At 62.0% G+C, this 14,829-nt stretch carries 14 protein-coding genes, 1 tRNA gene and 1 riboswitch; of the genes, 3 read left to right on the top strand and 12 right to left on the bottom strand.

The annotated features are described in order from the left end of the window. Window position 1: 1 nt before the first annotated feature. Window positions 2-181 (bottom strand): CbtB domain-containing protein, encoded by a 180-nt coding sequence (locus ICI42_RS09295; protein ID WP_188164260.1) that lies wholly within the window; start codon window positions 179-181, stop codon window positions 2-4. Window positions 182-216: 35 nt separating this feature from the next. After that, window positions 217-408, bottom strand: a riboswitch (cobalamin riboswitch). Window positions 409-552: 144 nt separating this feature from the next. On the opposite strand from ICI42_RS09295, the gene ICI42_RS09290 reads away from it, so the two are divergent. Further along, complete coding sequence (locus ICI42_RS09290) at window positions 553-1,536, top strand: DUF1624 domain-containing protein (RefSeq protein WP_188164259.1); 984 nt, start codon at window positions 553-555, stop codon at window positions 1,534-1,536. Beyond that, complete coding sequence (locus tag ICI42_RS09285; RefSeq protein ID WP_330999136.1) at window positions 1,533-2,009, top strand: methyltransferase family protein; 477 nt, start codon at window positions 1,533-1,535, stop codon at window positions 2,007-2,009. The genes ICI42_RS09290 and ICI42_RS09285 overlap by 4 nt, the downstream gene beginning before the upstream one ends. A 16-nt stretch (window positions 2,010-2,025) precedes the next feature. Here ICI42_RS09285 and ICI42_RS09280 read toward each other — a convergent pair whose 3' ends face one another. The 3 genes from ICI42_RS09280 to ICI42_RS09270 all read right to left on the bottom strand — a co-directional run bounded on the left by ICI42_RS09280 (window position 2,026) and on the right by ICI42_RS09270 (window position 4,429). Then, on the bottom strand, window positions 2,026-2,412 hold the full coding sequence (locus ICI42_RS09280) for a MerR family transcriptional regulator (protein WP_188164258.1): 387 nt from the start codon (window positions 2,410-2,412) through the stop codon (window positions 2,026-2,028). A 192-nt stretch (window positions 2,413-2,604) separates the two neighbouring features. Next, on the bottom strand, window positions 2,605-4,023 hold the full coding sequence (gene mgtE / locus ICI42_RS09275) for a magnesium transporter (RefSeq protein WP_188164257.1): 1,419 nt from the start codon (window positions 4,021-4,023) through the stop codon (window positions 2,605-2,607). A gap of 321 nt (window positions 4,024-4,344) precedes the next feature. After that, window positions 4,345-4,429 (bottom strand) — tRNA-Leu (locus ICI42_RS09270). Window positions 4,430-4,747: 318 nt separating this feature from the next. Here ICI42_RS09270 and lipB point away from each other — a divergent pair. Next, window positions 4,748-5,488: a lipoyl(octanoyl) transferase LipB gene (gene lipB / locus ICI42_RS09265; RefSeq protein ID WP_188164256.1), complete on the top strand. Its 741-nt coding sequence runs from the start codon at window positions 4,748-4,750 to the stop codon at window positions 5,486-5,488. Window positions 5,489-6,116: 628 nt separating this feature from the next. Here the strand turns inward: lipB and ICI42_RS09260 are convergent. The 8 genes from ICI42_RS09260 to nuoN form a co-directional block, all read right to left on the bottom strand. After that, a complete protein-coding gene (locus tag ICI42_RS09260) occupies window positions 6,117-6,800 on the bottom strand; it encodes an ABC transporter ATP-binding protein (RefSeq protein WP_407945146.1) in 684 nt (227 codons plus the stop codon). Continuing rightward, on the bottom strand, window positions 6,800-8,083 hold the full coding sequence (locus ICI42_RS09255; protein ID WP_188164254.1) for a lipoprotein-releasing ABC transporter permease subunit: 1,284 nt from the start codon (window positions 8,081-8,083) through the stop codon (window positions 6,800-6,802). Before ICI42_RS09255 ends, ICI42_RS09260 begins: the two co-directional genes overlap by 1 nt. After that, a complete protein-coding gene (proS, locus tag ICI42_RS09250) occupies window positions 8,080-9,426 on the bottom strand; it encodes a proline--tRNA ligase (RefSeq protein WP_188164480.1) in 1,347 nt (448 codons plus the stop codon). The genes ICI42_RS09255 and proS overlap by 4 nt, the downstream gene beginning before the upstream one ends. A 518-nt stretch (window positions 9,427-9,944) precedes the next feature. After that, a complete protein-coding gene (locus ICI42_RS09245; RefSeq protein ID WP_188164253.1) occupies window positions 9,945-10,217 on the bottom strand; it encodes a DUF1467 family protein in 273 nt (90 codons plus the stop codon). A 135-nt stretch (window positions 10,218-10,352) separates the two neighbouring features. After that, entirely contained in the window at window positions 10,353-10,757 is a 405-nt protein-coding gene (gene mce, locus ICI42_RS09240; RefSeq protein WP_188164252.1) for a methylmalonyl-CoA epimerase, read from the bottom strand. 114 nt (window positions 10,758-10,871) lie between these two features. Then, the gene (locus ICI42_RS09235; RefSeq protein WP_188164251.1) at window positions 10,872-12,542 is read right to left on the bottom strand and encodes a ribonuclease J; all 1,671 of its coding nucleotides are present in this window, start codon (window positions 12,540-12,542) and stop codon (window positions 10,872-10,874) included. Window positions 12,543-12,560: 18 nt separating this feature from the next. Further along, window positions 12,561-13,388 (bottom strand): biotin--[acetyl-CoA-carboxylase] ligase, encoded by an 828-nt coding sequence (locus tag ICI42_RS09230; RefSeq protein ID WP_188164250.1) that lies wholly within the window; start codon window positions 13,386-13,388, stop codon window positions 12,561-12,563. Window positions 13,389-13,392: 4 nt separating this feature from the next. Next, window positions 13,393-14,829 (bottom strand): NADH-quinone oxidoreductase subunit NuoN, encoded by a 1,437-nt coding sequence (nuoN, locus tag ICI42_RS09225; protein WP_188164249.1) that lies wholly within the window; start codon window positions 14,827-14,829, stop codon window positions 13,393-13,395.

The raw sequence follows: 14,829 nt of genomic DNA, 5'->3' as shown, positions 1-14,829 counted from the left end.
GTTAGTGGCAGGGAAACGCCAGGGAATGGCGATAGTCGTGGCCGGCATTGTGCACGACTTCCATATGCGAGAAGCCGAGGAAACCGACGACGAAGACGCCGAGCAGGCCGGCCATCGCCAACTGCATGAATTTCGAGGCCGACGAGACGTCCGCGCCGAGGGTCTGTGTAACGCTGTTCATTCCAAAATCCTTTCGCCCTCCACCCGAGGGCCAAGAGTTGCGTTGCGCCGCCGGCAGGTCTCCTGGCTCGCGGACTTCCGCCCTCCCCGCCTTCCCGGAACAGATCCAGTGGCGCATGGGTTGGGCTGACCGCTTACAGTTGCGGGGGCAGCTGCGGAGTTGGACGAAAACCGTCCTCACCGCATTCCCTCTTCCTTCCATCGGAAACCGACGACCTCGGCACTATAGGAACAAACGCGGCGGACGGCAAACGAATCCCACGACGCCAACAAGCCGGGCGCCACAAGGCTGGGCACAGGGTTGTCAATTCGATTCATTGCGACACGGAGGCATGGTAGGAGGAGCGACGTTCAGGGAGCGCCGGAAGCCAGATGACTGCCACAGACCAGCCGAAAGACCGGCGCATCCTGTCCATCGACGTCGCGCGTGGCGTGGCGCTGATCGCCATGGCGATCTATCACGGCGCCTGGGACCTTGAGATGTTCGGCTATCTCGATCCCGGCACCGTGGCGCATGGCGGCTGGAAGATGTTCGCCCGCTGCATCGCCTCGACCTTCCTGTTTCTGGTCGGCGTCAGCCTGTTTCTGGCCCATGGCCGGTACATCCGCTGGCGCGGCTTTGCCATCCGCCTGGCAATGGTCGCGGCTGCGGCCGCCGTGATCACCGTGGCGACATGGTTTGCAACGCCTGAGGCCTTCATCTTCTTCGGCATCCTGCATCAGATCGCGTTGGCGAGCGTGCTCGGCCTTGCCTTCCTCCGGCTGCCCGCACTGGTCAGCCTTGTCGTCGCTGTCCTGGTGATTCTCGCGCCGCTTTATCTGCGCGGGCCGGTCTTCGATCATCCCGCGCTGTGGTGGGTCGGGCTATCGACAACCAATCCGCGCTCCAACGACTATGTGCCGCTGTTTCCATGGTTCGCGCCGGTGCTGATCGGCATCGCGGCCGCCAGGCTGGCCACGGACTATGGCCTGAAAGAGCGCCTTGCCGCGATCCGCCCCGGTCGCTGGTCTACGCCGCTGCTTTTTGCCGGGCGGCACAGCCTGGCCTTCTATCTGATCCACCAGCCCGTGCTGATTGGCCTGGTCTGGCTTGCGGCGCAGATCGTTCCGCCGCCTCAGGCCGACCCGGAGGTCGGCTTCAACCGCGAATGCCGCGCTTCGTGCATCGAACAGCGCGATGCCACCTTCTGCACCGCCTATTGCGGCTGCATGCTGGAGTCTTTGCGGGACGACGGCTCGCTCGACCGCATCTTCGCCGGCGAATCCGGCACGGAGCTTCAGCTGCAGGTCGAGCAACATGCCCTCGCCTGTACCGGCAGAACAGACTATGGTCTGCCGCAGGGAGGAACACAGTGAACGACAGTCAAACCGCACCCAGCCGCGTCCCCTGGCCGCCGCTGATCTATCTCGTTGCCATGGCCACTGCCATCGTGCTGTTCATCGTTTATCCGCTGCCCTGGTTCGGCTCGCCCTTCGCCGACTTCCTGCAGGCATTCGGCTGGCTGGTGCTGGCCGCGGTGATTGCCCTTTACGTCACAGCCATCCGCGCTTTGCACAAGGCTAAGACCACGGTTTCGCCCATCCATGCCGCGACGCATCTGGTCACCGACGGTGTGTTCGGCGTGTCCCGAAACCCGCTCTATCTCGGCAACACTCTGCTGATGTTCGGCGTCGGCCTGATCGTCGGGGAAATCTGGTTCTTTGCGCTCGGCATCGTGGCAGGTTTTGCCACGCAGAAGCTCTCCATCGAGCCGGAAGAACGGCACCTGAAAGCGCGCTTCGGCAAGAAATATCTCGACTACGCCAAGAAGGTCCGCCGCTGGGTGTAGGTGTAGTAGGCCAGCGTCAGGTCGTCACGCCGAGTTCCGCCAGGCGCTCGACGCAGGAATCCTCGGCCTGGTCGAGTTCGGCCAGCGTCTCTTCGAGGTCGCGGCGCTTTTGGCGCAATTCCTCGCGCTTTTCCTCGATGCGCTTGATCATCAGCTTGAGCTGTCCGACCTCTCCCGGCGGCTCGCGATACATCTGGATGATCTCGCGGATTTCGTTGATCGAAAAGCCGAGCCGCTTGCCGCGCATGATCTGGCGGACGAGATGCCGGTCGGACGGCTTGAACAGGCGGGTGCGGCCGCGCCGCAGCGGCTGGATCAAGCCCTCGTCCTCATAGAAGCGCAATGTGCGGGTGGAGATGTCGAACTCCCGCGTCAGCTCGGTGATCGTGTAATATTCGCGCATCGACCTGCCCTCACGCCATCAGGCGTCCAAACTTCCGCCGTCGTCCCCGCCGACAGCGCCATGGAATCGACTTGGCCGCGCGCAAGGCCGTTTCCTGAACTATTTCGCACGGCATTTACGTAAAAGTCAATTTACGTGCGGTCGGCCGATACAGGAAATGCCGAGGCCGCGGCACCTGGAGGGCAGCAGAAATCAGAAGAAGCCGAACCACCAGGCGGCAAGGCCGAGGAAGGAAAAGAAACCGACGATATCGGTGACCATGGTCACGAACACCGCCGAGGCAATGGCCGGGTCGGCGCCGAATTTGTGCAGCAGAAGTGGAATAAGGATGCCGCCAAGGGCTGCCGCCATCATGTTGATGACCATGGCGGCGGCGATGATGCCGCCCAGATCCGGGTTTTGAAACCACAAGCCGGCGACGATGCCGATCAGCACGGCGAAGATGACGCCGTTGATCGCGCCGACCATGGCCTCGCGCCGGATGATGCGTCCGGCATTGTAGATATCGAGGTCGCGCGTCGCCAGCGCCCGCACGGTAACCGTCATGGTCTGGGTCGCGGCATTGCCGCCCATCGACGCCACGATCGGCATCAGCACCGCAAGCGCAACCATCTGCTCGATCGTGCCATCGAAAAAGCCGATCACCGACGCAGACAGAAACGCGGTGACAAGATTGACGCTCAGCCAGGGGATGCGCGAGCGCGATGTAGCGCGCACCGTGTCCGACAATTCCTCGTCGCCGACGCCGCCCATGCGCAGAAGGTCCTCCTCGGCCTCCTGCTGGATGACGTCGACCACGTCGTCGATGGTCAATACGCCGACCAGCCGGTCATTGGCATCGACCACGGCGGCGGACAGGAGATCGTATTGCTCGAAGTCGCGGGCGGCCTCTTCCTGGTCCATGGTGGCCGGAATGGCATGACGCGTCTCATGCATGATCTCTTCGATCTTGACCGTGCGCTTGGCGCGCAGGATCTGGTCGAGATCGATGGCGCCCAAGAGGCGAAACGTCGGATCGATGACGAAGATCTGGGTGAAGCGCTCGGGAAGGTTATTGTCCTCGCGCATGTAGTCGATGGTCTGGCCCACGGTCCAGAACGGCGGCACGGCGACGAATTCGGTCTGCATACGCCGACCGGCCGTTTCCTCGGGATAGTCCAGCGAGCGGCGCAGCCTGACGCGTTCGGTAAACGGCAACTGCGCAAGAATCTCGTCCTGGTCTTCCTCGTCCAAGTCCTCAAGAATGTAGACCGCGTCGTCGGAATCGAGTTCCTGGACCGCCTGCGCGATCTGCGCATTGGGCATGTTGTCGACGATATCCATGCGGATCGCTTCGTCGACCTCGGTCAGCGCCGAAAAGTCGAAATCCGCGCCCATGAGATCGACCAGCGCCAGCCGCTGCTCGGGCATCAAGGCCTCAAGCACGTCGCCCATCTCGGACTGGTGAAGCCGGGAAACCTCGTGCTTCAGCGCCAGCGTGTCGCGGTCGGCTATCGCCGCGCCGATGCTCGCGAGGAAGGAGGCGCGAACGACACCCTCTTCGTCGTAGATTTCGGGATGAACGGCATCAGAAATCTGTACGCCGGACGTCTGGTCTCTGGGGTCTTCCATCGGCGCCCTCCGTTCGGTGTTCGGAGATTTTTCTGCTGCAGGTCCAGGTGAGGTCCTAGCCTGCATATCTCCGAAACATCAACGAAATAAGGCTCGCCGCGACCTCGTGTCCGCATCTGTCAATCGGCCGGAATGAATACGGCAATATCTGCTTGCAGCAGTTGCCGGAAAGCCGCCGAGCTACGAGCGAAGGATGAAAACAACGGAAAGCCGCGGAGTGATCTCGTGTGGCCGCAATCCAATTCCAACGGTGACCGATGAGCCGGACAAACCTCGAGGAGAGGAGGAAAACCAGATGCTTGTGCGCATCGGTTATCATGATGGTGCGGTCGAGAAGACTCGAACTTCCACGGGTTGCCCCACAGCGACCTCAACGCTGCGCGTCTACCAATTCCGCCACGACCGCACATCACGAAACAGCCGGTCTGAACCGGCTCGCGGCATGTAGCAAATCGTTTTCCGCGAAACAAGCCGCCCTGTGGATTATTCGCTCCTTATGGCCGGAAAAATTCATTCCCCGGCGAAAGGCTCTGTTCCGAGGCTTCGAAACCGAACCCGACGGCTGCAGCAATCGGCGCTTGAGCATATCGCAATGCCTTCCACAGTGCCGCTGGACGAACGCGGCCATAGCCGCCATATGAAGGATGCCGACGCACCGCCAAGTCGTGCGCCAGCGACGGCATGTCGAGCAGCCCTGCACAGCAGCGCTGAAGGAACAGATACCATGACGGAACGCAGCCAGATCGCCACGTCCTTCCTGCCCGCTCCCGGCTCGGCGGCGGTCGAATGGTCGGTCGCTCCGGGCCTGATGCCCTACCCCGAGGCACTCGCCTTCATGGAAGCCCGCGCGGAAGCTATTCGCGCCGGCACCGCCGGCGAGCTCGTCTGGCTGGTCGAGCACCCACCGCTTTATACCGCCGGCACCAGCGCGCGAATCGAAGACCTCGTCCAGCCCGACCGCCTGCCGGTCTTCGACGCCGGACGCGGCGGCGAATACACCTATCATGGACCCGGCCAGCGGGTGGCCTATGTGATGCTCGATCTGAAACGCCGGCGCGAAGACGTCCGCGCCTTCGTCGCCTCACTGGAGGCGTGGATTATCGGGACGCTCGCCGCCTTCAACGTCAAGGGCGAGCGCCGTGAGGACCGCGTGGGAGTCTGGGTCGTTCGGCCCGACCGGCCGCCCATGCACGATGGCAGCGCAGCCGAAGACAAGATCGCAGCCATCGGCATCCGCCTGCGCAAATGGGTCAGCTTCCACGGCATCTCGATCAATGTCGAACCCGACCTCGCTGATTTCTCCGGTATCGTGCCCTGCGGCATCGCCGACCATGGCGTGACCAGCCTTGTCGATCTCGGCCTGCCGGTCACGATGGACGATCTGGACGAAGCGCTGAAGGCAGCCTTCGAAGAGATATTCGGACCTGTGGCCCGGATAGAAAACGACACCCGCCTCACCGCCTGAACCGGGCGCGCCGTGCTGATTTTGCGCGCCCGACCTGTGGCTACACTACGCCGAAGGCGGGCCACATCGTTGGGTTTTGTTAAAGCACGCTGATCAACATCGCAGCGGAAACGAGGAATGTGCCCATGCACACCAGCGAGATCACGTCCTGAAGAAGTCCAGCCATTTCTCTCTCCTGTTTTTAATATGTTCTCAATTTGTTCTAACTTTGTCCTAAAGTCAACGAACAAAACGTGAAAATATAGGAGGAAAAGCCTAAGCCGATTCCGTGGTGAACGAAGCGTTTACGATTGGGTTAAGGATTGGCGGTGATTCGGGGACACCTGATCGCTCATGGCGATAAGGGCATATCTTGCCGCCGCCATGATCGGCTGTCCCAACTCTACACGGTTGCAAGCGGAGCAGAATAAACGCCACCTTCTTCACCTGCAGGAGAAGGTGCCCCGAGGAGGCGGATGCGGGGTGAAGGAAGAAACGAGGTGTAAAGGCTAATCAGGTCGATGGAGCGCACGCCATCACCAGTGTCGTACTCCGTCCAACACCCCTCATCCGACTTCGCTCTCGCTACGCTCGGCGCAGCCACCTTCTCCCGCGGGGGAGAAGGGAAGCGCGCTAAACTGCCGCTTCCTTAGAACCCGACGATCTTGCCGTCGCGCAGGGTGACGCGGCGGTCCATACGGCTGGCGAGTTCGTGGTTGTGGGTGGCAATCAGCGCAGCGAGGCCGGACTGCTTGACCAAAGCCGCCAGCGCGTCGAAGACATAGCCTGCCGTGACCGGATCGAGATTGCCTGTCGGCTCGTCGGCCAGGAGCACCAGCGGCGCGTTGGCGACGGCGCGGGCAATTGCTACGCGCTGCTGTTCGCCGCCGGACAGTTCGGAGGGGCGGTGATGGCCGCGTTTGCCGATCTTCATATAGTCGAGCAACTGTTCGCCGCGCAGCTTGGCCTCCGTGCGCGACAGCCCCTTGACGAGTTGCGGCATCATCACGTTCTCGACCGCGGTGAACTCCGGCAACAGGTGATGGAACTGGTAGACGAAGCCGATATCGTTGCGGCGGATGGCGGTGCGGTCGTCATCGGGCAGCCGCCCGCAATCGCGTCCCGCCAGGATGACGTCGCCGGCATCGGGCCGTTCGAGAAGCCCGGCTGTGTGCAGCAAGGTTGATTTGCCCGCACCAGATGGCGCGACCAGAGCTACCATCTCGCCCCGCTTGAGCGAAAACGAGGTGGTGTTGAGGATCGTCAGCGTCCGCTCGCCCTGCACGTAGCGGCGCTCGACATTCTTGAGTTCGAGAACAGTGCCGCCCGTCATCATTCGTACCTCAATGCCTCGACGGGATCGAGCTTGGCTGCGCGCCAGGCCGGAAACACCGTGGCGATGAACGATAACCCCAGCGCCATGAGCACGACCGTGACGGTCTCACTGAGTTCCATCTTCGCCGGCAACTGGCTGAGGAAATACAGCTCGGGATTGAACAGCACGGTGCCCGAAATCCAAGAGAAGAACTGGCGAATGCGTTCGACATTCAGACAGATGACGACGCCCAGCAGCACGCCGGCCAGCGTTCCGGTCATGCCGATGGCAGCCCCCGTCATCATAAAGATGCGCATCACCGCGCCGCGCGTGGCGCCCATGGTGCGCAAGATGGCGATGTCGCGGCCTTTGTCCTTCACCAGCATGATCAAGCCGGAGATGATGTTGAGCGCCGCCACCAGCACGATCAGCGTCAGGATCATGAACATGACGTTGCGCTCGACCTGCAGCGCGGAGAAGAAGGTCTGGTTGCGCTGCCGCCAGTCGGTCAGCATGACAGGACGCTGCGCGGCTTCCTCGATAAGCGGTTTCAGCGTGTCGACTTGGTCCGGGTTGTCGACGAAGACCTCGATGGACTGCGCCTTGCCCTCGGAATTGAAATAGAGCTGGGCCTCGTCGAGCGGCATGTAGACGATGGAGGAATCATATTCCGACATGCCGACTTCGAAGATGGCATTGACCTGATAACCCTTGACGCGCGGCGTCATGCCCATGGGGGTGACGTCGCCATCGGGCGAAACCAGCGTGATGGTGTCGCCGAGGATCAGCCCCATCGTGTCGGCCATGCGCTTGCCGATGGCTACGCCCTGCCCCTCGTCGAAGCCTTCGAGTGTGCCCTGGCGCAGGTTCTGCGAAACGATGTTCATCTTTTCCAGGTCGGCGGCGCGGATCCCGCGCACCAGCGCCCCCGCGCCGGGGCCGATGGTGCCTTGCGCCAGCACCTGCCCGTCGATCAACGGAATGGCGTAGCGCACACCGGAAACGCCGTTGATGCGATCAGTGACGGCAGCGTAATCCTCAAGCGGCGTGTCGAGCGGCGTGACGATGACATGGCCGTTGATCCCCAGGATGCGTGTCAGCAGTTCAGCGCGAAAACCGTTCATCACGGCCATGACGACGATCAGCGTGGCCACGCCCAGCATGATGCCGAGGAACGAGATGGAGGCGATGACGGAGATCACCGTTTCCTTGCGCTTGGCGCGCAGGTAGCGCCACGCCACCATGCGTTCGAAGACGGAGAACGGCCCGGCGCCAGCCGGCTTCGCCGCGTTTGTGCTCATTCAGCGATACCCATTTCGGCAGCGATACCCAATTTTGCGAGCGCCTGCGCAATCGGCAGCGACTCGCGATCTCCGGTTCTGCGATTCTTGATTTCGACCTCGCCGGCCGCTGCGCCGCGCGGACCTACGATCACCTGCCATGGCAGGCCGATCAGGTCTGCGGTGGCGAACTTGCCGCCGGCGCGCTGGTCGGTGTCGTCATAGAGCACGTCCTTGCCGGCCTTGCCGAAGAGGTCGTAAAGCTCTCCGCAGATGCGGTCGCATTCGGCATCGCCGACCTTCATGTTGATCAGGCCGATGTCGAAGGGCGCGATGGATTCCGGCCAGATGATGCCGTTGTCGTCGTGGCTGGCTTCGATGATGGCGGCAATCAGACGCGACGGGCCGATGCCGTAGGAGCCCATCGAGACGAAGTGCTCCTTGCCGTCCGGGCCTTGCACCTTGGCATTCATCGGCTTGGAGTATTTCTCGCCGAAGTGGAAGATGTGGCCGACCTCGATGCCGCGCGCCGAGACCTTGTCGGCCTCGGGCAGACTGTCCCAGGTGGCTTCCTCATGCATCTCGTCCGTGGCCGCGTAAGGTGTCGTCCACTGCTTGACGATTCCAGCGATCTGCTCGTCATTGGAGAAGTCGGTGTCGGCTCCGGGCACAGCGAGCGACAGATAGTCCTTGTGGCAGAACACCTGGCTTTCGCCCGTGTCGGCAAGGATGATGAATTCGTGGCTGAGGTCGCCGCCGATCGGGCCGGTGTCGGCGCGCATCGGAATGGCCTGCAGGCCCATACGGGTGAAGGTGCGCAGGTAGGAGACGAACATGCGGTTGTAGGCGGCGCGCGCGCCTTCGAAATTCAGGTCGAAGGAGTAGGCGTCCTTCATCAGGAATTCGCGGCTGCGCATGACGCCGAAGCGCGGGCGCACCTCATCGCGGAACTTCCACTGGATGTGATAGAGATTGAGCGGCAGATCCTTGTAGGACTTGACATAGGAGCGGAAGATTTCCGTCACCATCTCTTCATTGGTCGGGCCGAACAGCATGTCGCGTTCCTGCCGGTCCTTGATGCGCAGCATCTCCTTGCCATAGTCGTCATACCTGCCGCTTTCGCGCCACAGATCGGCCGACTGGATGGTGGGCATCAGGATCTCGAGCGCGCCGGCCCGGTCCTGTTCTTCGCGGACGATGCGGCAGACCTTATCGAGCACGCGCTTGCCCAGCGGCAGCCAGGAAAAGCTGCCCTGCCCCTGCTGCCGGATCATGCCGGCGCGCAGCATCAACCGGTGCGAGACGATTTCGGCCTCGCGAGGGTTTTCTTTCAGAATGGGCAGGAAATAGCGCGACAGCCGCATGAGACGTTCCATGGAAGACGCTGCCAGAATCGGCAGGGAAAGGACTTTGTTGCACGGGCTTCATAGCCATTTCATGGCCGATTGGGAACATCGGTTAAGACAGCGTACACCATGTTCTTTTTTGCGGCAGAACTGCCGCTTCATTGTGCATTGCAGCACATGATTGCGCATGTCGAAGCAAAATTACACGTGACATTTCGGTGAAGCTTGGTCTAAAGTGCCTTAATAATCGAGAAGACAGAGGAAAATCTGTCTTTCCTACGCGGTCAAAGTCTTGGGAGGATGCGATCTAGGCGCGATTATTCGCTGCCGCCGGTTACCGGAAAGCAGGTCGACGCGTTTAAATTGCAAGGCTTCGGCCTTGCATTTTTTTTGGGCAAACAACAACTTAGCCGCATAGATTAACGTGAAAATGTGACGCAGCGTCAGCCATTATTTTAGGCGTCGCGACAGGGCAACCAAACACCAAAGCTTGAAGGCCGACGCGCAGAGCGAAATTTCGCGAATCCCCGGCAGGCTCAGTTCAACTGCTGCGGCAGGAAATTGGGGATATCGTCGAGCCCAAAGCCGATCACTTCGATCAATCCGTAGAACGAGCCCAGCACGACGAAGCTCACCAGGGTCGTCCAGAGGACGGCGCGCAGCATATGCGGGCCGCGTGGCGCGCTGCTCGGCGTGCCGAGAACGACGTTCTGGTCATCGTCCTGTGTCTTAAGGCCGAAGGGCAGCACCGCGAACAGAACCGTCCACCAGATGATGAAAAAAAGCGCCGTGTAGGTGACCCAACCCATATGCGGGACCTTTCTGTGATGCTTGCGAGTAAAGCGTGTCGCGATCTTTCAGATTCGCGTATCACGCTTCAGCTCTCTCTTTTTTCCAGCATGTCTTTACCCCGAAACCGGCGCCCACTTTCGGGAGACATGCATTCAAGCCTGCTCGAGTTCCACCAGCGTTCCCTGGAAATCCTTGGGATGCAGAAACAGCACCGGCTTGCCATGCGCGCCGATCTTCGGCTCGCCGTCCCCCAGAACGCGGGCGCCGGACGCCTTGAGCCGGTCACGAGCGGCGAGGATGTCGTCAACCTCATAACAGACATGGTGCATGCCCCCGGCCGGGTTCTTAGCAAGAAAACCGGCTATGCTGGAGGCTTCGCCCAGGGGTTCGAGCAACTCGATCTTGGTGTTGCCGACGTTGATGAACACCACCGTCACACCATGTTCCGGCAATGGCTGTGGCTCAGTCACCTCAGCACCCAGCGTATCGCGATACAGCGCGCTGGCCGCCGCCAGATCCGGCACGGCGATGGCGACATGATTGAGGCGGCCCAGCATGTTTACTCCTTCGACAGCGAGTAGCGAGTAGCGAGTAGCGAGTTTCAACCGCGCCCCGGACTTCACAAGCGCCTTCTACCCTATTCGCTATTCCCTGCTTCCTATTCGCTCAATTCACCGCGTCACAAACACCGTCACCAGCGGCTTCTTGCCCCAGGCTTCGTTGGCGGCGGCGCGGACGGCTCGACGTACGGCTTCCTGCACGAGATCGAGGTCTTTTCGCCGTACGCGCGGGATCGAGTCCACCGCGCCGATTGCCGCATCGAGCATCAGGTCGTCTATTGCTTCGCCCGCAGCGTCAACCTCGGCGACGCCGATGGCAACGAGGTCGGGGTCGCCGGAAAGTTCATATTTGTCATCGAGCACGACATTGACGGCGACATGGCCTGCGAAGGACAGCTTGCGCCGGTCGCGGATGCCCATCTCCTCGTCATTGCCGACGAGATAGCCGTCCTTGTAGACGCGGCCGAACGGCACCTGATCGATGATCTCGGCCGAGCCCGGCCACAGCCGCAGCATGTCGCCGTTGCGGACCTGCGCGACCTGGGCGATGCCGGAGGTCGACATCAACGATCCCTGCGCGACCAGATGCGCCGCCTCGCCATGCACTGGCACGCCGATCTGCGGGCGAACCCATTCATACATGCGGCGCAACTCGCTGCGGCGCGGATGGCCGGAGACATGGACCAGCGCATCGGTGTCCTCGATGACCTTGATGCCGCGGTCGATCAGCGCGTTCTTGATCGCGAGAATATCCTTCTCGTTGCCGGGAATGGAGCGGGAGGAAAACACCACCGCATCGCCCGGCGACAGCGCCACGGCCTTCATCTCGTCGCGGGCGAGCTTCGCCAGCGCGGCACGCGGCTCGCCCTGGCTGCCGGTGCAGATCAGCACCAGATTCTCGCGCGGGATGTAGCCGAAATCCTCTTCCGAAATGAAGGGCGGCAGACCGTCCATGTAGCCGAGCTCGCCGGCCACATCGATGACACGCTTCAGCGACCGGCCCATCACCAGGCATTGCCGCCCGGCATCGCGGGCCGCCTCCGCGATAGAGCGGATACGCCCGACATTGGAGGAGAATGTGGTGACGGCGACGCGGCCGGCAGCCTTCTCGATGACCTCGCGGAGGCCCTGACCGACGGCTTTCTCCGACGGCGATTCACCTTCGCGCATCGCATTGGTGGAATCGCAGACCAGCGCCAGAACGCCTTTGTCGCCAAGCGCGCGGAACCGCGCCTCGTCGGTCATCGGGCCGATCTCCGGATCGGGATCGATCTTCCAGTCGCCTGTGTGGACCACGGTACCGGCCGGCGTGGTGATCGCCAGCGACACCGGCTCGGGTATCGAGTGGCTAACGGGAATGGCTTCGATCTCGAACGGGCCAACGGTAAACGTCTCCCCTGCCCGGTAGATGGTCACGGGGATCTTCGCAGCACCGCGCTCGCCCTGGCGCTTGGCTTCGAGCAGGCCGGCGGAAAAGGGCGTCATCCAGACCGGCGCCTTCAGGCGCGGCCAGATGTCCAGCAGTGCGCCATAATGGTCTTCATGCGCGTGGGTGATGACGATGCCGCGCAGACGGTCGAGATGCTGTTCGATGAAACGCGTGTCGGGCAGCACGAGATCGACGCCGGGCAAGGTCGCGTCGGGAAAGGTGACGCCGACATCGATGACGATCCATTCGCGCGTAGCGGCGGGGCCGAAACCGTACAGGGCGAAATTCATGCCGATCTCGCCAACGCCGCCCAGCGGCACGAATACGAGCTCGTCGCCCTTAGTTTTCGCCATGCTTGTTCCTTTCAGCGGTCAGGACGAGCCTGCCGAAGCCACCGCGCCGAAATGAACATCGCCGGCGGCAATCTTGATCGTTTCACCTTGTGCGTCACGGATCACGAAACGGCAATCCTGATCGATCGTTTCGAAAATTCCGCGCACGATATTTCCTTCGAGCTGGACGGCGACCTCGCTGCCGAGGCCAGCGGCGCGTTGAAGCCAGCGGTCGCGAATGGCCGATAGCCCGCGCCCGCCATCCCAGACGCGCTCGATATCGGTCCAGGCGTCGGAGAGTGCGAGGAACAGCGTCTCGGCATCGGCTCGGGCGCCGAGTGCGGCAAGCGACGTCGCCGGGTAGGGTACATCGGTCGGGTAGGCTGCGACATTGACGCCGATGCCGACCGCTATCGCGAGGCTGCCGCCCGGCAGCATGGTCGATTCGAGCAAAATGCCGGCCATCTTGGAGCCGGATGCCAGCACGTCGTTCGGCCATTTCAGCTCGAAGCGACGGACATTGCCGCCACCGCCGCCGTCTAGGCCGATGGAAATTCGCGCGTTTGGCGCGACCGCGTCGAGCGCTTCCGACAGGGAAAGCCCGGCAACGAAACCGAGTGTAGCGGCATGCGACAGGTCGTTGTGAAGAACCTTCAGCAGCGTGGCCGCCAGATTGCCTTCCAGCGTCGCCCATGGGCGGCCGCGCCGACCCCTGCCGCCATCCTGCTTTTTCGAGACGACCCAGAGATTGCCAGGATGCCCTTCCCGCGCCCGGTCCAGTGCGAGCGCATTGGTTGAGCTGACAACGTCATGGGCCTCGAGCTGGAAACCAGCCGAGGCCGCATGGGGTGCAAGACGGAAGCTCATTGCGTCAGAAGAAGCTCTTCGCCGCAGCCCCGGCAACCTGTCCGACCGGACCGGCGATGAGCACGTAAAGCAGCACGAAGGCGCCGGACACACCGAGTACGAGGCGGAGCTCTCCGGCCATCGGCACGAAGCCGCCGACCGGTTCGTCAAACCACATGATCTTGATGATGCGCAGGTAGTAGTACGCGCCCACCACCGAAGCCAGCACGCCGATGACAGCCAGCGCGTAGAGCCCGGATTCCATCGCCGCCAGGAAAACGTACCACTTGGCGAAGAAGCCTGCGAGCGGCGGGATGCCGGCCAGCGAGAACATCAGGATGGTCAGGATGGTGGCCATCAGCGGGTTGGTCGAGGACAGGCCGGCGAGTTCGCTGATCTGCTCGACCGGACCGTCCTTGCGGCGCATCGACAGGATGAAGGCGAAGGTGCCGAGCGTCATCACCAGATAGATGAGCATGTAGATCGCCACGCCGCGCACGCCATTCTCGCTGTTGGCGGCAAGGCCGACCAGCGCATAACCCATGTGGCTGATGGAAGAATACGCCATCAGTCGCTTGATGTTCTTCTGGCCGATCGCAGCAAAGGCGCCGAGCAGCATGGAGGCAATCGCCACGAAGACAATGATCTGCTGCCAATCCGACGCGATGGGCTCGAATGCGCCCATGGTGACACGGACGAGCAGCGCCATGGCCGCCATCTTGGGAGCGGCGGCGAAGAACGCCGTCACCGGCGTCGGCGCGCCTTCATAAACGTCGGGCGTCCACATGTGGAACGGCACGGCAGAAATCTTGAAGGCAAGGCCGGCGAGCACAAAGACCAGCCCGAAGGTCAGGCCGAGCTGGTTGCCGTCCGCAGAAAGAGCCGCAGCAATCGCCTCAAAGCTAGTGTTGCCGGTGAAGCCGTAGATCAGACTGATGCCGTAGAGCAGCATGCCGGAGGACAGCGCGCCGAGCACGAAATATTTGAGGCCCGCTTCGGTGGACCGCACGCTGTCGCGATTGATCGCGGCCACGACATAGAGTGCGAGCGACTGCAGCTCGAGCGAGAGATAGAGGCTGAGCATGTCGTTGGCCGACACCATCAGCATCATGCCGAGCGTGGCCAGCATGATCAGCACGGGATACTCGAACTTGTCGAAACGTTCCGCCTTGGCGAAGCCGACCGACATGATCATAGTCACGACCGAGCCGATGAGGGTCAGAACCTTCATGAAGCGGGAGAAACCGTCGGTCACGAAGGCGCCGCCGAAAGCTGCGCCATCCTGGCCGAAAACGATCATCCAGGCGCCGGCTGCGAGCAGCACGGCAACGGCAAGGCCCGTCACGGTGGTGTTGGCGCGTTCGCCCGAATAGACGCCGACCATCAAGAGCACCAAGGCGCCGATGGCGATGATCAGCTCGGGAGCGAGCAGCGAAAGACTGGAGAGGAGTTCAGGCGTCAT

It is taken from the genome of Oryzicola mucosus (assembly GCF_014534685.1).
GTDB classification, from domain to species: domain Bacteria; phylum Pseudomonadota; class Alphaproteobacteria; order Rhizobiales; family Rhizobiaceae; genus Oryzicola; species Oryzicola mucosus.
Note: the sequence above shows the minus strand (reverse complement) of the source record. Positions and strands in the feature narration are given on the sequence as shown.

Bases quoted from the DNA above. Each gene is read 5' to 3' on its own strand.
- ICI42_RS09295 (WP_188164260.1), bottom strand. From the start codon at position 181: ATGAACAGCGTTACACAGACCCTCGGCGCGGACGTCTCGTCGGCCTCG.
- ICI42_RS09290 (WP_188164259.1), top strand. From the start codon at position 553: ATGACTGCCACAGACCAGCCGAAAGACCGGCGCATCCTGTCCATCGAC.
- ICI42_RS09280 (WP_188164258.1), bottom strand. From the start codon at position 2,412: ATGCGCGAATATTACACGATCACCGAGCTGACGCGGGAGTTCGACATC.
- mgtE (WP_188164257.1), bottom strand. From the start codon at position 4,023: ATGGAAGACCCCAGAGACCAGACGTCCGGCGTACAGATTTCTGATGCC.
- lipB (WP_188164256.1), top strand. From the start codon at position 4,748: ATGACGGAACGCAGCCAGATCGCCACGTCCTTCCTGCCCGCTCCCGGC.
- ICI42_RS09260 (WP_407945146.1), bottom strand. From the start codon at position 6,800: ATGACGGGCGGCACTGTTCTCGAACTCAAGAATGTCGAGCGCCGCTAC.
- ICI42_RS09255 (WP_188164254.1), bottom strand. From the start codon at position 8,083: ATGAGCACAAACGCGGCGAAGCCGGCTGGCGCCGGGCCGTTCTCCGTC.
- proS (WP_188164480.1), bottom strand. From the start codon at position 9,426: ATGCGGCTGTCGCGCTATTTCCTGCCCATTCTGAAAGAAAACCCTCGC.
- ICI42_RS09245 (WP_188164253.1), bottom strand. From the start codon at position 10,217: ATGGGTTGGGTCACCTACACGGCGCTTTTTTTCATCATCTGGTGGACG.
- mce (WP_188164252.1), bottom strand. From the start codon at position 10,757: ATGCTGGGCCGCCTCAATCATGTCGCCATCGCCGTGCCGGATCTGGCG.
- ICI42_RS09235 (WP_188164251.1), bottom strand. From the start codon at position 12,542: ATGGCGAAAACTAAGGGCGACGAGCTCGTATTCGTGCCGCTGGGCGGC.
- ICI42_RS09230 (WP_188164250.1), bottom strand. From the start codon at position 13,388: ATGAGCTTCCGTCTTGCACCCCATGCGGCCTCGGCTGGTTTCCAGCTC.
- nuoN (WP_188164249.1), bottom strand. From the start codon at position 14,829: ATGACGCCTGAACTCCTCTCCAGTCTTTCGCTGCTCGCTCCCGAGCTG.